A 15,153-nucleotide genomic window follows, 5' to 3' on the forward strand; every position below is an offset into this window, starting at 1 on the left:
GGACGCGGTCCCGGGACCGCTCTGGTCAGGTCTGCTACTCGCAAGTAACATGACGCCATGAGCGCAGATCAGATGTCGATCGGCGAGTTGCTCGCCGCCACGGTGCCGATGGTCCGGACCCTGAACCTCGAGTACCTGGAGACCACTCCGGAGCGGGCCGTGCTGTCCCTGCCGGACCAGGGCGAGTACCGCAACCACGTCGGCGGACCGCATGCCGGGGCGATGTTCACGCTCGGCGAGTCGGCCAGCGGGGCGATCGTCCTCGCCGCCTTCGGCGACCAGCTCTCGCGGGCGGTGCCGCTGCCGGTGAACGCCGAGATCGCGTTCAAGAAGATCGCCCTCGGCCCGGTCAAGGCCACCGCGACCCTCGGCCGTCCCGCCGCCGAGGTCGTCGCCGAACTCGACGAGGGCCGGCGCCCCGAGTTCCCGGTGACGGTGCGGATCCAGCGTGAGGACGGCGCCGTCACCAGCGAGATGACGGTCGTCTGGACCCTGCGGCCGAACGGCTGAGCGGCGCTGCGTCGCCGCAGGCGTCCACTCCGGCTCCCACCTGGCCAGGTGGGTGACCGGAGTTGGAGGTTTCGTGTGGCATCCGGCCCTGTCCGTCCACATCTCGGGGCCTTGCGCGAGGGAATTTTCGAATGCGGGTGCGGATACTCGCGGTAACTCCCCTGGCATTTCCGGGCATTGTCCCTTCGGCCTTTCGAACTCCTTGTTTCCCGTGAGTAGCGTGTGCGAAGGTGAGCCTCCCCTGCGGGAAAGGCGATGACCGGCCTCCCTTTCCCGGTCAGGTGCGCACCCGTCCGGCACCCGCGTTCCCTGGACGCGTTCCGCGTGCCGTCCTGCGGCCTGAAAGGAAAAGGTCCAGTGCAAGCCCCCCACCCCCCACGCCCTCCCTATCCGCCCCACCCCGGTGTGGCCACGACCGAGTCCGACCGCCATCTCGTCGCCCGGCTGCGGGACCCCGACGGCGGCCACCACGCCGTCGCGCTGCTGCTGGCCCGGCACTGGCGGGCGACCTACGACTACGCCGCCATCTGCCTTGCGGCGCCGGGCGATTCGGCGGCCATGGTGGCCACCGCCGCCTTCCGGCAGGTGCTGCGCCGGCTGACCGCCGGCGCGGTCGGCGGCGCCCTGCGCCCGCAACTCCTCGTCGCCGCCCGGGAAACCGTCCGGGAATGGGCCGCCGACGAGGCGGCGTGCGCCGTACTGCCGGAACTGAGCAGACCTTCGGGAGGCCGCGGTCTTCGTGCGGTGACGTCCATGACGTCCGAAAAGCGGCTGCTGGCGGAAAGGGCTTTCCAAGCACTTCCCGGCGCTTTCCAATGCCTGTTGTGGCACACCGAGGTCGAGGCCGAACCCATAACCATACCGTCGGGTCTGCTGGCGATGGACGCCGATGGCGCGGCCGGCACGCTGGAGCAGGCACGGGAGCAATTCCGGGCCGGTTGTGTGCGTGCGCACCGGGACCTCGCGCCGAGCGGTGAATGCCGCTACTACAACCGTCTTCTCGACGTTCCTCTGCGTCGTGGCGGGACGCTGCTGCCCGATGTCCGGCAGCACCTGCGCGCCTGTGCGCACTGCCGTCACGCGGCCGAACAACTCGGTCACTTCGACGGCGGCCTGCGCGTCCTGCTCGCCGAGGCCGTGCTCGGCTGGGGCGCCCGCCGCTATCTGGACTCCCGTCCGGCCCGCGCCGCGGCCACCGCGGCCGGCCCGGTCACCGCTGCCGCCCCGGCTCCAGGAGCCCACCGTGCGTCCGGGCCGGCCGGCCTCGCCCGCGGCGGACGTCGAGGCATCGCCCGGACCGCCACCGGTGTCCGCGGCGGCCCGTTCCTCGGAGGTACGGGCCCACGGCGCGGGCATGGGCACGCGAACCGGCACCGCACGGCCCTGGCCGTGGCCGTCGGACTCGCCTCCCTCGTCCTGCTCGCCACCGTCCTGGCGGCGAAGGGCTGGACCGCCGACCGGGTCGCCCCCGTCCCCCGGGTCACCTGGGGAGCGCCCGGCGAGACCGCCCGCACGGACGCGGTCGCCGGCGGGACCCCGTCCGCGTCCGCCTCGGAGAACTCCGGGCGAACCATGGCACACCACCCTTCGGTGCCGAACCGGTAGGCTTCCCGGGGGCGCTTCTTCGCGGCGCGCCCGGGAACACACGGACGCGAAACGGGGAGGAACCGGCGGTGCACGTCCAGGAGTGGCTCGACTCGGTGCCCGCAGGCGCCGTCTACGCCGTGGTGGCCCTGGTCATCGGGCTGGAGAGCCTGGGCATCCCCCTGCCCGGCGAGATCATCCTGGTCTCGGCGGCCCTGATGTCCTCGCAGCACACCGGTGTCAACCCCGTCGTGCTGGGCGCCTGCGCCACCGCCGGCGCGGTCGTGGGCGACTCCATCGGCTACGCCATCGGCCGCAAGGGCGGCCGACCGCTGATCGCCTGGCTGGGCAGGAAGTTCCCCAAGCACTTCAGCGAGGGACACGTCGCCACGGCCGAACGCTCCTTCGAGAAGTGGGGCATGTGGGCCGTCTTCTTCGGCCGTTTCGTCGCCCTGCTGCGCATCTTCGCCGGCCCGCTCGCGGGCGTGCTGCGGATGCCGTACTGGAAGTTCCTCACCGCCAACGTGCTCGGCGGCATCTGCTGGGCGGGCGGCACCACGGCCGTCATCTACTACGTCGGTGTCGTCGCCGAGTCCTGGCTGAAGAAGTTCTCCTGGCTCGGCCTGGTGGTGGCCGTGCTCATCGGGCTGGGGTCGATGCTGGTGCTCAGGCGCAAGGCGAAGAAGGCGCAGGGTGCCGCGCGGGAGGCCGAGGTGGAGACCGTGGGCGCCGCCGAGTGACCGGCGAGCGGGCCGGTCGTGCACCGGCTGCGCGGGTGCGTCCGTGCGCTACTCCTGCACGTCTCGGTGGGCCTTCGCCAGCTCCGCGTACATCGTGCCGTTGAGCGTGAGGCCCTGGCGCTCCTCCTCGGTCAGTTCCCGCCGCACCTTCGCCGGCACCCCTGCCACCAGCGAACCCGGCGGCACCACCATGCCCTGCGGCACCAGGGCCTGGGCGGCGACGAGCGATCCCGCTCCGACGACCGCGCCGTTCAGCACGGTCGCCCCCATGCCGATCAGGCAGTCGTCCCCCACCGTCGCCCCGTGGACGACCGCGTTGTGGCCGACGGACACCCGCTCGCCGATGGTCACCGGGAAACCGGGGTCCGCGTGCAGGGTGCAGTTGTCCTGGATGTTGCTCCGCTCGCCGACGAGGATCCGCTCGACGTCGCCCCGGACCACCGCGCCGTACCAGACGCTCGCCCCGGCCTCCACCGTCACGTCCCCGATCACCGAGGCCGTGGGCGCCACGAACGCCTCCCCGTCGATCTTCGGCTCCTTGCCCCCGATGCCCGTGATCAGCGCCTTGTGCGTCATCGCCCTCTCCTTGTCGTCGACACCCCGCACCGTACGTCATCCGGTGGGGTGAAGATCACAGGCGTCCGGTCTCATGGGGGCGGCACGGCCTGAGTACGGTGAGCGGGTGCCCAAGCGCAAGAACACGTTCTCATCATGGCGGCGCCGCCTCGCGCAGCGCGCCGTCCACGCGGGCTGGGCCTGGGTGCAGAGCACGGGCTCCGTCACGGCGGAACACCCCGGGCGCTTCCGCTTCGGCGCGATGGGAACAGGTACCAGACTGGCGTTCCCGCTCGGCACGGTCTTCGGTGAACCGTGGATCCATCTCGGCGCGCACTGCATCGTCGGCGAGCAGGTCACGCTGACGGCCGGACTGATGCCCGACCTCGACCTCGGCCCCGACCCGATCCTGCGCATCGGCGACGGAGTCGTGCTCGGCCGCGGCAGTCATGTCATCGCCGACACGACGGTCACCATCGGCAGCGACTGCTACTTCGGGCCGTATGTGTACGTGACCTCGACGAACCACTCCTACGATGATCCGCACCAGCCCATCGGCAAGCAGTGGCCGCGGATGGAGCCGGTGGAGATCGGGCCCGGGTGCTGGATCGGCACCGGGGCGGTGATCCTGCCCGGGGCGCGGATCGGGCGGAACGTGGTGGTCGCGGCCGGTGCGGTGGTGCGCGGCGAGGTGCCCGACCACGCCGTGGTCGCCGGCGCGCCCGCCCGGGTCGTACGCCGGTGGACGCCCGCCGGGGGCTGGCAGCCGCCGCTGCGGACACCGGCACCGGTGCCGATACCGGACGATGTCACCCCGGAGCAGCTGGTGGCACTGGCGGACCTGGACGCGGAGAGCGTGGCCGGGCTCGCGCGGCTGGGCGATGCGGAGGACTCCGGTTCCCCGGCCGCGCGCTCCTGAGGCGGTGTCCGGCCCTTCAGCCGGTGGTCCGTAGCCGGTCCCTCATCCCGTCGCCAGCAGCAGCGTTCCCACCAGCGCCAGCCCCGCTCCGGCCGCCTGGACGGCCCGCAGCCGTTCGCTGAGGAAGCCGCGCGCGGCCAGCGCGGTCACCACCGGGTACAGGGAGGCGAGCACGGCGGCCACGGTGACCGGCCCGTGCTGGGCGGCGACCGAGTACGTGCCGTTGGCGGCCACGTCCGCGAGTCCGACGAAGGCGAGGGCCGGCAGCGCGCCCCAGGGGAATCCGGCCTCCGGCAGCACGGCCCCGCCCCGCCGTGCGGAGACGTACAGGGCGACCCCGCCCGTGGCCACGTTGGTCACCCGCTGCACGAACAGCGCGAGGAAGAGCCCGGTGACCGTGGTCGACGCCTCGGCGATCAGGGCGAACACCGTGCCGAAGCCGAGGGCGGCGACGAGGGTCAGCCAGATCGTCCGCCGCTGCACGGCGGCGCCCCTCGTCTGCGGCCCGCCCGCGAGGACCACACCGGTGACGGCGACCGCGATGCCCGCGGCCTGGAGCAGTCCCGGCCGTTCGCCGAGCACCAGTCCGACCCCGATGGGGACGGCCACGCTCAGGGTCGCGAGCGGGGAGACCACGCCCATCGGGCCGAGTGCGAGCGCCTTGTAGAAGGAGAGCATCGCCACCGGCCCGACCAGGCCCGCGGCGAAGGCGAACCACAGCCGCGGCCCGGCCTCGCTCCAGCCCCCGGTGGCCACCACGATCGCGCCCAGCACCGCCGCGGCGATCGCCTGGGAGACCACGACGACCGTCAGCGCCGGGTTGCGCCGCGTGAGCAGTCCGCCGCCGAAGTCGGCCAGGCCCCACAGGAGGCTGGTGGCCAGGGCGAAGAATGCTGTCACGGGACGCCTCGCAGTACAGTTCGGTGAACGATCGGGTGCACCCCACCGTAGTTCAGTGAAGTGAACTATGTCATCAAGAATATTGGACGGAATGTGTCGGACCTCGAACTGCTGACCCAGTCCCTGGCGCGCAACGTCAAGCGCTGGCGCACCGAGCGCGGCTTCACGCTGGACACGCTCGCCGCCCGCGCGGGAGTCAGCCGCGGCATGCTCATCCAGATCGAGCAGGCCCGCACCAATCCCAGCCTCGGCACCGTCGTCAAGATCGGTGACGCGCTCGGCATCAGCATCACCACCCTGCTCGACTACGAGCAGGGCCCGAAGGTCCGCATCGTCCCCGCCGAGCAGGCCGTCCGCCTCTGGCACACCGACGCCGGCAGCTACAACCGGCTGCTGGCGGGCGTCGAGGCGCCTGGGCCGCTGGAGATGTGGGAGTGGCGCCTGATGCCGGGAGAGTGCAGCGCCTCCGACCCGCACCCGGGCGGAACGGTCGAACTGGTCCACGTCACGGCGGGGGAACTGACGCTCACCGTGGACGGGACGGAGTACCGCGTGCCCGAGGGTGCGAGCGCCTCCTTCGAGGCCAACACGCCGCACACGTACGCCAACGAGGGGCCGGTGCCCATGGAGATGGTGATGGCGGTGTCGGTGCCGCCCGTGCACTGAGACGCCCCGGCGGCGCGCACCGGGCGGCTGTTACGGTGCGGTCATGCGCGCACCCATCGGAGACTTCGACCGGGCCACCGCCGTGCCCGACTGCCTCGACGACCTGGTCCGCCCGGTCGCCGACGCCCTGCGCCACTGGCGCGGCAGCGTCCCCGCCGACCAGATCGTCTACGTCGAGACCGACCCGCGGTGGGCCGACACCGCGGTATTCGTCGAGCACTACGGCCAGGACCTGCTGGAGCGGTCCGCGAACTGTGTGGTGGTGGCCGGCAAGCGCGGCGGCGAGAGCCGGCTGGCCGCGTGTGTGGCCCTGTCGACGACCCGTGTCGACGTCAACGGTGTCGTACGCCGCCATCTCGACGCCCGCAAGGCCTCGTTCGCGTCGATGGACGTGGCCACGGGGGAGACCGGCATGGAGTACGGCGGCATCACCCCGATCGGGCTGCCCGAGAGCTGGCCGGTACTGGTCGACTCCGCCGTCGTCGACCTCCCGTACGTCCTGGTCGGCAGCGGCCGCCGCCGCGGCAAGCTCCTCGTCCCGGGCAAGGCCTTCGCGGAACTCCCGGGCGCGGTGGTGCTGGACGGCCTGGGCATCTGACGTCTGATCAGGGTCCGAACCACGCTCGCTCAGGGCGATGCGTGGTGGGCGAGGGTCAGGTGGGGGTCGGATGCGCCGGGGCTGGGGGCGGGGTCGGCGTGGACCAGGGCCGCGGTGAGCCCGGGCACGGTGTGCAGCAGGGCGTGTTCGGCGTCGACGGCGACCGCGTGGGCCTGGCGCAGCGTCGCCTCGCCGTCCACCACCACCGCGACCTCCGCCCGCAGCCGGTGCCCGATCCAGCGCAGCCGCAACTCGCCCACGGCGTGCACCCCGGGCACCTGGCGCAGGGCCCGCTCGGCCCGGTCCACGAGGGCCGGGTCGACGGCGTCCATCATCCGCCGGAACACCTCGCGCGCCGCGTCGCGCAGCACCAGCGCGATCGCCGCCGTGATCGCCAGCCCCACGATCGGGTCGGCCGACCGCCACCCCAGCGCCGCGCCGCCCGCGCCCAGCAGCACGGCGAGCGAGGTGAAGCCGTCCGTACGCGCGTGCATCCCGTCGGCGACGAGCGCGGCCGAGCCGATCGCCCGGCCCACCCGGATCCGGTACCGGGCCACCCACTCGTTGCCCGCGAACCCGACCAGGGCCGCCGCGGCCACCGCCGGGAGGTGCTGCACGGGACGCGGATCGACGAGCCGTTCGACCGCCGCCCATGCCGCGAACACCGCCGACGCCGCGATCGTCAGCACGATCACCAGACCGGCCAGGTCCTCCGCGCGCCCGTAGCCGTAGGTGAAGCGGCGGGTCGCCGCCCTGCGGCCCAGCACGAAGGCGATGCCCAGCGGCACGGCGGTCAGGGCGTCGGCCGCGTTGTGCACCGTGTCGCCGAGCAGGGCGACCGACCCGGAACCCACCACCACCAGCGCCTGGACGAGCGCGGTCGCCCCCAGCACGGCCAGCGAGACCCACAGGGCCCGCATGCCGCGCGCCGAGGACTCCAGCGCGGAGTCGAGCTTGTCCGCGGTCTCGTGGGAGTGGGGGGTGAGGAGATGCCGCAGGCGGTGCCGGAGGGACGCCGACGGGTCGGAGCGGGGGTGCGGGTGCGGGTGCGCATGACCATGGCTGTGGTCGTGGTCGCGACTGTGGTGGTCGCCGTGGTCGCGGCCGTGGTGGTCGCCGTGTCCGTGGTCGTGGGGGTGGTGCCGGTCGCTCACGTCGTTCCCCTTCCGGTGCGCGGGAGGTGGACGCCAGGCGTCCACGACGCCATTATGTGCGTATGAGCGCACGCATGCACCTATCACCTGCGCACCATGCGCACCCGCGCACCCCGGGCGAGGAGCAGATCGCGCTCGCCGCCGAACTGCTCGCCCTGCTCGGGGACCGCACGCGGCTCGCCCTGCTGCACGCGCTGACCTCGGGCGAGGCCGATGTCACCACGCTGACCGAGGCGTGCGGCGCGGCCCGCCCCGCCGTCAGCCAGCACCTGGCGCGGCTGCGGCTGGCCGGGCTGGTGGCCACCCGCAAGGAGGGCCGCCGGGTGATCTACTCCCTGCGCGACGGCCATCTGCGCCGCCTGGTCGCCGAGGCGCTGAACGTGGCCGACCACCGACTCGGCGACCGGCCGCTCCACGACTGACCCGCGACCGACGGCAGACGGCAGACGGCAGACGGCAGACGGCAGACGACCAGCCACCGGCGACCGGGGGCCGTCGGCGGGCGTTCGGCCCTGGGCTCCGTCCTCAGAAGTGGCCCGCCGTGCCGAGGTACTGCTCGGCGAAGGCGGCCGCCGCGGCCGGCGACGTGAACAGACGGCGCAGCCGGGCGAGCGTGGTGCCCGCGTGGAACGGATCGCCCGACGCGGTGCCGTGGTAGACGTCGGAGAGCCACTGGGAGAATTCCTGGTAGTCCCACACGCGCCGCAGGCACGCCGCCGAGTAGCCGGCCAGGCCGCCCTCGTCGCCCCGGGTGACGTACGCGGCGAGTGCGTCCCCGAGCAGGAAGGCGTCGTGCAGGGCGAGGTTCATGCCCTTCGCCGCGATGGGCGCCGTCAGATGCGCCGCGTCACCGGCCAGGAACAGCCGCCCGGAGGCCATCGGCTCCACGACGTAGTCGTGCATGTCGAGCACCCGCTGCTCCAGCAGCCGGCCCTCCGTGAGCGGCGGGGCTTCCGCCGCGGCGAGCCGCTGCCGCAGCTCGGCCCAGACGCGCTCGTGCGGCCAGTTCCGCGGGTCGTCGCCGGGCGGGCACTGAAGGTAGTAGCGGGTCACGTCCGCGCTGCGGGGCATGTGCCCGGCGAAGCCGCGCGGGTGGACGCCGAAGAGCACGCAGTCGGAGGACGGCGGGGCCTCGGCGAGCAGCGCCAGCCAGCCGATGCCGTAGTCGTGCCGGGCGATCCGGGCCCGCTGCGGCACGAGCGCGGACCGGCTCACCCCGCGGGCTCCGTCGCATCCGGCGACGAAGTCGCAGTGGATCACCCGTCGTCGCCCCGTCTCGGGGCAGAGGTACGACACCGACGGCCGCTCCGAGTCGGTGTCGTGCAGCGTCACCTCCCGCACGCCGAAGCGGATGTCGCCGCCCCGGACGTCGGCGTACTCGCGCACAAGGTCCGTCACGAGCAGCGGCTGCGGATACACGAAGTGGTGATGGCCCGTCAGGTCCGTGTACGGGAAGCGGTGGCCGGCACCGTCGAAGCGGAACTCGCAAGCGGTGTGCCGTCCGGCCCGCTCCAGCAGGCTCGCGGCCAGGCCACGGCGTTCCAGACCGCGTACGGCCCACTCCTCCAGGACCCCCGCGCGGGGCCGCTGTTCGATGAACCGCCGGGACTCCGTCTCCAGGACCAGGCAGTCGACGGAGGCGGCCCGCAGGATGTTGCCGACGGTGAGACCCGCCGGTCCGGCGCCGACGATGACGACCGGAAAGCGTTCGCGGGCAGGGGAGTCGGGGTGGGGGGAAGGCTGAGTCACCCGGGCATTATGACGGTGTCCCGTCAGACGCGCCCCGGTGGTGGGGGCGCGGCCGACGGGACACCGTACGGGCGAGGGGCCGGGGTGTGACCGTGATCAGTGCGCGGGCGCGTCGGTGACCACGACCTCCTCGATGCTGCGCTCGATCTCCTCGGACCGGGACGCGGTGGCCTTCGCCCAGTAGTAGACGCCCAGCGAGAAGGCCGCGACGACGGCCATGTCCCACCACAGCCCGATGTGACCCTGGCCGCCGAAGCCGCCCTGCCACGAGATCAGGCCCATGCCGAGCAGGTAGCCGGGCAGCCACTGGGCGGCCTTGAAGTCCAGCCGGGGCGCGTCGGGGAGCTGCTTGTTGGTGGCGTACCAGGCGTAGCCGCCGAGCAGCAGGTAGCCGAGGACGATCGCGATGCCGAGCCGCCACAGCGTGTCCCAGCCGGCCCAGTAGATGATGAGGTTGGCGACCACGAAGGACAGCGGCGAGATCACCTTGCCCGCGGGCAGGCGGTAGGGCCGCTCGTGGTGCGGCAGCCGGTCGGCGAACACGCCGTAGGCCAGCGGGGCGCCGGCGTACATCAGCACGCTCGCCGAGGTGATGAAGCCGACCAGCTCCTGCCAGCTGGGGAAGGGCAGGAAGCAGACCACGCCGGTCACGAAGGAGATGGCGAGGCCGAACCACGGCACACCGCGCGCGTCGATCCGCTCGAAGAGCTTGGGCGCGTAGCCGTTCTTCGCCAGGCCGTAGGAGACCCGGGAGGTGGCGGTGACGTAGATCAGGCCGGTGCCGCCGGGGGAGATGACGGCGTCGATGTAGAGCACGACGCTCAGCCAGCCGAGGCCCACCAGCGTGGCCACGCCCGCCCAGGGGCCGCTGATGCCGGGGAAGTCCAGCTTGGCCCAGCCGTGTGCGAAGGAGTCGAGCGGCAGCGCGCCGATGAACACGACCTGGAGCAGGACGTAGATGGTCGCGCCGATGGCGACCGAGCCGAGGGTGGCGCGTGGCAGGTCGCGCTTGGGGTTGCGGCTCTCACCGGCCAGCTGGATCGCCTGCTCGAAGCCCAGCAGGGCGAAGATGATGCCGCTGGAGCTGATGGCGCCCAGCACGCCCTTGGCGCCGAACGGGGCGAAGCCCTGGGCGGTGAAGTTGTGCGGGTGGAAGTTGCCCACCGCGATGATGAAGATCGTGGCCAGCGGCACGGCGATCTTCCACCAGGTGGCCGCGCTGTTGGTGTGCGCCAGTACGCGCACACCCAGGAAGTTGACCACGACGAACACGGCCATCAGCACGACGGCGACGATGAAACCGCTCGTCGTCAGGGTGCCGTCGGTGTGCTGGAGGCCCTGGGCGAAGTGCCAGTGACCGGCGTAGCCGATCATCGCCTCGACCTCGATCGGGGCCACGGTGGCCGCCTGGAGCCAGGAGAACCAGCCGAAGGACATGCCGGCCAGGCCGCCGAAGGCGTAGTGCGGGTAGCGGGCCGTGCCGCCCGCCACCGGGAACATGCCGCCGAGCTCCGCGTGCACGAGCGCCAGCAGCACGATCGCCACGGTGCCGATCAGCCAGGAGACGATCGCGGCGGGGCCGGCCATCACGACGGCCTTCTCGGCGCCGTAGAGCCAGCCGGAGCCGATGATGGAACCGACCGAGGCCCACATCAGACCGATCAGACCGACGTCACGCCGGAGACCGGTCTGGTCCCGGGTGACGTCGGCGGTTACATGGTCGAGTTTCGCCATGTCAAGGGGCCTTTCACTATCTGAACACCGAATTAACGCCCGACGGCGGCTCAGAGTAGGAATGCGGGCCCCCTCCACAGAAGGCCGTCGCCCTAAATTTGACTCTTCCAAGGGTGCTTCTTTGGTGCGCCCTTTACCCAGGTCAACGGCCATCGCAGAATGTTGCTATTCAGTTGCGAAATATCGGAAGAGCTTGTCACACACTAGTTCAGACGCGGAATTTCGATCGCCGGGCAGCGATCCATGACCATCTCCAGGCCCGCGGCCCGGGTCCGTTGGTAGGCGGCCTCGTCGACGACGCCGAGCTGGAACCACACCGCCTTCGCGCCCTTGGCGACCGCCTCGTCCGCGACCGGGCCGGCCAGGTCGCTGTTGACGAAGACGTCCACCACGTCCACCTCGAAGGGGATGTCCGCGAGGGAGGCGTAGCCCTGCTCGCCGTGCACGGTCTCCGCCTTGGGGTGCACCGGGACGACCTTCTTGCCGAACCGCTGGAGCACCTGCGCCACGCCGTACGCGGCGCGGTCACGGTTGTTGGACAGGCCCACCACGGCCCAGGTGTCACCGAGTTCGGTCAGGATCTTCCGGACCGTCGCCGCATCGCCGTACACCACAGGTCTCCTCGCGTCTCGGGGAACGTTGCCGACTGCGCCAACAGTGCCCCTGGTCGGTCGATTCCCCGATCGGCCGGACGCGGCACTCTGTCCGGAATGTGGGCCGCAGGCCTGCGCGCGGCCGGTCGGGGGCCTACGCTCGGGCCGTGCTGCGCATCATCGACGCCCGAACCGGCGAGCCCATGGACGCCGCCCCCGCTCGCCGTGGCCTGACCCGCATCGAGGTGCACGCGTCCGGCTTCGACGCCTCCGGGCTGCGGGTGCTCCTCGTCGCCGACCTGCTCGTCCGTGCCCTGGAGGTGGGCGGCACACCGGTGTGGGCCCTGCTGACCGGCGAGCGCGAGCAGGCGGAGCTGCGGGCGGCCGCCGCGGCCCTCGGCATCCGGCCCTTCGAGGACAGCCGCGGGCTGGGCGCGGCCCTGGGCGAGGCCCAGGTCGTGCACGTGGCCGGTGAGGCCGACGAGACCGCACCCGAGGGCGTCCGGCTCGCCGTCGCACCCGTCGACGCGGCCGTTCCCCTCACCCCGGCGGCCGACGCGGACCCCGCCACCTGGCGTCTCGCCCTGCTCGCCCGCCGCCGCACCCTGCCCCTGCGGCTCGATGCCGACGCGTTGGACGAGGCCGCCCGGACGCTCGCCCACTGGCGCGGCGCGGTCGCCCACTGGGCCCGGCAGCCCTCGCGGCCCATCCCCGACGACGTGCGCGGACGGCTGCGCGGAAGCTGGGAGGACGACCTGGACGTCCCCGCGACGCTCCGGGTGCTGGAGTGGGTCGAGACCCGGCCGGACCTGGCGGACGGCGCCCGCTTCGAGACGTACGCCTACGCGGACCGCCTGCTCGGCCTGGACCTCACCCGCGACGTCGGGCGCGCGCCGTGAGCACGCGCTCGGGAGCCGGCCCGCTGCGCCGTCTGGTGGTCCTGCGGCACGCCAAGTCCGCCCGGCCCGAGGGCGTCGCCGACCACGACCGCCCGCTCGCGCCGCGCGGCCGCCGGGACGCCCCCGCCGCGGGCCGCGCGCTCGCCGAGTCCGACTGCCTGCCGGACCTCGCGCTGTGCTCCACGGCCCTGCGCGCCCGCCGGACCTGGGAACTGGCCTCCGCAGAATGGGGCACCCCACCGCCGGTGCGCCTCGACCCGCGGCTGTACGCCGCCGACGTCCCCACCCTGTTGCAGGCCGTGCGCGAGACACCGCCGCAGGTGGAGACACTGCTGCTGATCGGGCACAACCCAAGCCTGGAGGAACTGGTCCTCCATCTCGCCGGGGAGGGCCTGGACGACACGCTGGAACGGCTCCGGGTGAAGTTCCCCACCTCCGCGATCGCCGTGCTCGCCTGGCACGGCACCGGGTGGCACGCCCTCGCCCCCGGCACCGCCCTGCTGACCGGACTGACGGTGCCGCGGGGCACGAAGGGCAGGTCCTAGGAGCCCTCCCGGGCCCTGCCTCCCGGACCGGCCGGGACGGGGGCCGCTGGGCGCCGGGGACACCCCCTAGGCTGGCCGGATGCAGGACGAGTACCGCACAGTGGCCCGCCCGGGCGTGCACGAGACCGAGGTCAACCGCTCCCGCTTCCTGTGCGCGCTCGCCCCGGCGGCCACCGAGCAGGAGGCCCAGGACTTCATCGCGGCGGTCCGCAAGGAGCACGCGGACGCCACGCACAACTGCTGGGCCTACGTCATCGGCGCCGACGCCGGCGTCCAGAAGGCCAGTGACGACGGGGAACCGGGCGGCACCGCCGGGGTGCCCATGCTCCAGATGCTGCTGCGCCGCGACATGCGCTACGTCGTCGCCGTCGTCACCCGCTACTACGGCGGCGTCAAGCTCGGCGCGGGCGGCCTCATCCGCGCCTACGGCGGAGCCGTCGGCGAGGCGCTGGACGTGCTCGGCACCCTGACGCGCCGGCGCTTCCGCCTCGCCACGGTGACCGTCGACCACCAGCGCGCCGGCAAGGTGCAGAACGACCTCAGGTCGACCGGGCGGGAGGTGCGGGACGTGCGCTACGGCGAGGCGGTCACGATCGAGATCGCCCTTCCGGACGCCGACGTGGACGCCTTCCGGGCATGGCTCGCCGATGCGACGGCGGGCACGGCCGGGCTCGAACTCGGCGGAGAGGCCTACGGCGATGCGTGATGAAACGGGCATTTCATCAGTAACGGTCCCACAGCTGACCGCCCATGACGGCTGATACGGGAGTAACCGCCCGTGTTGTCGGACCCTGCCGTTAGTCTCGGGGATCATGAGGCTGCTGCACACGTCCGACTGGCACCTGGGCCGGTCCTTCCACCGGGTGAGCATGCTCGAGGCCCAGGCCGCGTTCATCGGTCACCTCGTGGCGACCGTGCGTGAGCACGGCGTCGACGCGGTGGTCGTGTCGGGAGACGTGTACGACCGCGCGGTGCCCCCGCTGGCCGCCGTCGAGCTGTTCGACGACGCCCTGCACCGTCTCGCCACCCTCGGTGTGCCCACGGTGATGATCTCCGGCAACCACGACTCCGCGCGCCGGCTCGGCGTCGGCGCGGGGCTCATCGACCGCGCGGGCATCCATCTGCGGACCGAGCCCGCGGCGTGCGCCACGCCGGTGGTGCTGGCCGACGCCCACGGCGAGGTCGCCTTCTACGGCCTGCCGTATCTGGAACCGGCCCTGGTCAAGGACCAGTTCGGGGTCGAGAAGGCGGGGCACGAGGCCGTGCTCGCCGCCGCCATGGACCGGGTCCGCGCCGACCTCGCCACGCGCGCGCCCGGCACCCGATCCGTCGTCCTCGCGCACGCCTTCGTGACCGGCGGCGAGGCCAGCGACAGCGAGCGCGACATCACCGTGGGCGGGGTGGCCGCCGTCCCCGCGGGCGTCTTCGACGGCGTCGACTACGCAGCCCTGGGGCATCTGCACGGCTGCCAGACCATCACCGAGCGCGTGCGCTACTCCGGCTCCCCGCTGCCGTACTCCTTCTCGGAGGCCGACCACCCCAAGAGCATGTGGCTCGTCGACCTCGACGCCGACGGCCGGGTCGGCGCCGAGCGGGTCGGCTGCCCGGTCCCGCGCCCGCTGGCCCGGATCCGGGGCACGCTGGAGGAACTGCTCGCCGACCCCGGCCTCGCCCGCCACCAGGACGCCTGGGTCGAGGCCACGCTCACCGACCCGGTCCGCCCGGCCGACCCGATGGCCCGCCTCACCGAGCGCTTCCCGCACACCCTCAGCCTGGTCTTCGACCCCGAGCGCGCCCCGGACGACCCGGACGTGTCCTACGCCCGCCGGCTCGCGGACCGCGGCGACCAGCAGATCGCCGAGGACTTCGTCGCCCATGTGCGCGGCGCGGGACCCGACGCGCACGAGCGGGCCGTCCTGCGCGAGGCCTTCGACGCCGTGCGTGCCGACGAGGCGGAACGAGAGGTGGCGCGGTGAGGCCGCGGGATCACGGCGGAGACCGTCGGAC

16 protein-coding genes and 1 pseudogene are annotated in these 15,153 nt (G+C 72.9%); 11 read left to right on the top strand and 6 right to left on the bottom strand.

Annotation, left to right across the window (positions count from 1 at the left end; all coding sequences use genetic code 11):
• The first annotated feature begins 72 nt into the window (after positions 1-72).
• The 3 genes and pseudogenes from ABZ484_RS02325 (at position 73) to ABZ484_RS02335 (ending at position 2,834) form a co-directional block, all read left to right on the top strand.
• On the top strand, positions 73-510 hold the full coding sequence (locus ABZ484_RS02325; RefSeq protein WP_358864131.1) for a DUF4442 domain-containing protein: 438 nt from the start codon (positions 73-75) through the stop codon (positions 508-510).
• Positions 511-867: 357 nt separating this feature from the next.
• A pseudogene (locus tag ABZ484_RS02330) lies at positions 868-1,968 on the top strand (hydrolase); the annotation flags it as partial.
• A gap of 215 nt (positions 1,969-2,183) precedes the next feature.
• Positions 2,184-2,834 carry a DedA family protein gene (locus ABZ484_RS02335; protein ID WP_358864011.1) on the top strand — a complete coding sequence of 217 codons (651 nt, stop codon included), beginning with the start codon at positions 2,184-2,186 and terminating at the stop codon, positions 2,832-2,834.
• A 48-nt stretch (positions 2,835-2,882) separates the two neighbouring features.
• Here the strand turns inward: ABZ484_RS02335 and ABZ484_RS02340 are convergent, their stop codons facing one another.
• Positions 2,883-3,410, bottom strand: coding sequence for a gamma carbonic anhydrase family protein (locus ABZ484_RS02340; protein ID WP_358864012.1), 528 nt, complete (start codon positions 3,408-3,410; stop codon positions 2,883-2,885).
• Between the two features lie 106 nt (positions 3,411-3,516).
• On the opposite strand from ABZ484_RS02340, the gene ABZ484_RS02345 reads away from it, so the two are divergent.
• On the top strand, positions 3,517-4,308 hold the full coding sequence (locus ABZ484_RS02345) for an acyltransferase (RefSeq protein WP_358864013.1): 792 nt from the start codon (positions 3,517-3,519) through the stop codon (positions 4,306-4,308).
• 42 nt (positions 4,309-4,350) lie between these two features.
• Here ABZ484_RS02345 and ABZ484_RS02350 read toward each other — a convergent pair whose 3' ends face one another.
• The gene (locus ABZ484_RS02350; protein ID WP_358864014.1) at positions 4,351-5,208 is read right to left on the bottom strand and encodes a DMT family transporter; all 858 of its coding nucleotides are present in this window, start codon (positions 5,206-5,208) and stop codon (positions 4,351-4,353) included.
• Between the two features lie 93 nt (positions 5,209-5,301).
• Here ABZ484_RS02350 and ABZ484_RS02355 point away from each other — a divergent pair, with 93 nt between their 5' ends.
• Together ABZ484_RS02355 and ABZ484_RS02360 are read left to right on the top strand one after the other, a co-directional pair.
• Positions 5,302-5,874 (top strand): XRE family transcriptional regulator, encoded by a 573-nt coding sequence (locus ABZ484_RS02355; protein WP_358864015.1) that lies wholly within the window; start codon positions 5,302-5,304, stop codon positions 5,872-5,874.
• Between the two features lie 43 nt (positions 5,875-5,917).
• Complete coding sequence (locus ABZ484_RS02360; RefSeq protein WP_358864016.1) at positions 5,918-6,472, top strand: YbaK/EbsC family protein; 555 nt, start codon at positions 5,918-5,920, stop codon at positions 6,470-6,472.
• Between the two features lie 29 nt (positions 6,473-6,501).
• Here ABZ484_RS02360 and ABZ484_RS02365 read toward each other — a convergent pair whose 3' ends face one another.
• Positions 6,502-7,626, bottom strand: a complete 1,125-nt coding sequence (locus ABZ484_RS02365; RefSeq protein WP_358864017.1) for a cation diffusion facilitator family transporter — start codon at positions 7,624-7,626, stop codon at positions 6,502-6,504.
• Positions 7,627-7,688: 62 nt separating this feature from the next.
• Here ABZ484_RS02365 and ABZ484_RS02370 point away from each other — a divergent pair, with 62 nt between their 5' ends.
• Complete coding sequence (locus ABZ484_RS02370; RefSeq protein ID WP_358864018.1) at positions 7,689-8,048, top strand: metalloregulator ArsR/SmtB family transcription factor; 360 nt, start codon at positions 7,689-7,691, stop codon at positions 8,046-8,048.
• Positions 8,049-8,151: 103 nt separating this feature from the next.
• Here the strand turns inward: ABZ484_RS02370 and ABZ484_RS02375 are convergent, their stop codons facing one another.
• The 3 genes from ABZ484_RS02375 to ABZ484_RS02385 all read right to left on the bottom strand — a co-directional run bounded on the left by ABZ484_RS02375 (position 8,152) and on the right by ABZ484_RS02385 (position 11,720).
• Positions 8,152-9,375 carry a 4-hydroxybenzoate 3-monooxygenase gene (locus ABZ484_RS02375; RefSeq protein ID WP_358864019.1) on the bottom strand — a complete coding sequence of 408 codons (1,224 nt, stop codon included), beginning with the start codon at positions 9,373-9,375 and terminating at the stop codon, positions 8,152-8,154.
• Between the two features lie 96 nt (positions 9,376-9,471).
• Entirely contained in the window at positions 9,472-11,109 is a 1,638-nt protein-coding gene (locus ABZ484_RS02380) for an APC family permease (RefSeq protein ID WP_358864020.1), read from the bottom strand.
• A gap of 203 nt (positions 11,110-11,312) precedes the next feature.
• Complete coding sequence (locus tag ABZ484_RS02385) at positions 11,313-11,720, bottom strand: CoA-binding protein (protein WP_358864021.1); 408 nt, start codon at positions 11,718-11,720, stop codon at positions 11,313-11,315.
• Between the two features lie 149 nt (positions 11,721-11,869).
• Here ABZ484_RS02385 and ABZ484_RS02390 point away from each other — a divergent pair, with 149 nt between their 5' ends.
• The 4 genes from ABZ484_RS02390 to ABZ484_RS02405 all read left to right on the top strand — a co-directional run bounded on the left by ABZ484_RS02390 (position 11,870) and on the right by ABZ484_RS02405 (position 15,122).
• Positions 11,870-12,601, top strand: a complete 732-nt coding sequence (locus ABZ484_RS02390) for a hypothetical protein (protein ID WP_358864022.1) — start codon at positions 11,870-11,872, stop codon at positions 12,599-12,601.
• Complete coding sequence (locus ABZ484_RS02395; RefSeq protein ID WP_358864023.1) at positions 12,598-13,146, top strand: histidine phosphatase family protein; 549 nt, start codon at positions 12,598-12,600, stop codon at positions 13,144-13,146. The genes ABZ484_RS02390 and ABZ484_RS02395 overlap by 4 nt, the downstream gene beginning before the upstream one ends.
• A gap of 79 nt (positions 13,147-13,225) precedes the next feature.
• Positions 13,226-13,852: a YigZ family protein gene (locus ABZ484_RS02400; protein ID WP_358864024.1), complete on the top strand. Its 627-nt coding sequence runs from the start codon at positions 13,226-13,228 to the stop codon at positions 13,850-13,852.
• A 106-nt stretch (positions 13,853-13,958) separates the two neighbouring features.
• Positions 13,959-15,122, top strand: a complete 1,164-nt coding sequence (locus tag ABZ484_RS02405) for an exonuclease SbcCD subunit D (protein WP_358864025.1) — start codon at positions 13,959-13,961, stop codon at positions 15,120-15,122.
• The last annotated feature ends 31 nt before the right edge of the window (positions 15,123-15,153 follow it).

The organism is Streptomyces sp. NPDC006393 (assembly GCF_040628575.1).
Taxonomy (GTDB): domain Bacteria; phylum Actinomycetota; class Actinomycetes; order Streptomycetales; family Streptomycetaceae; genus Streptomyces.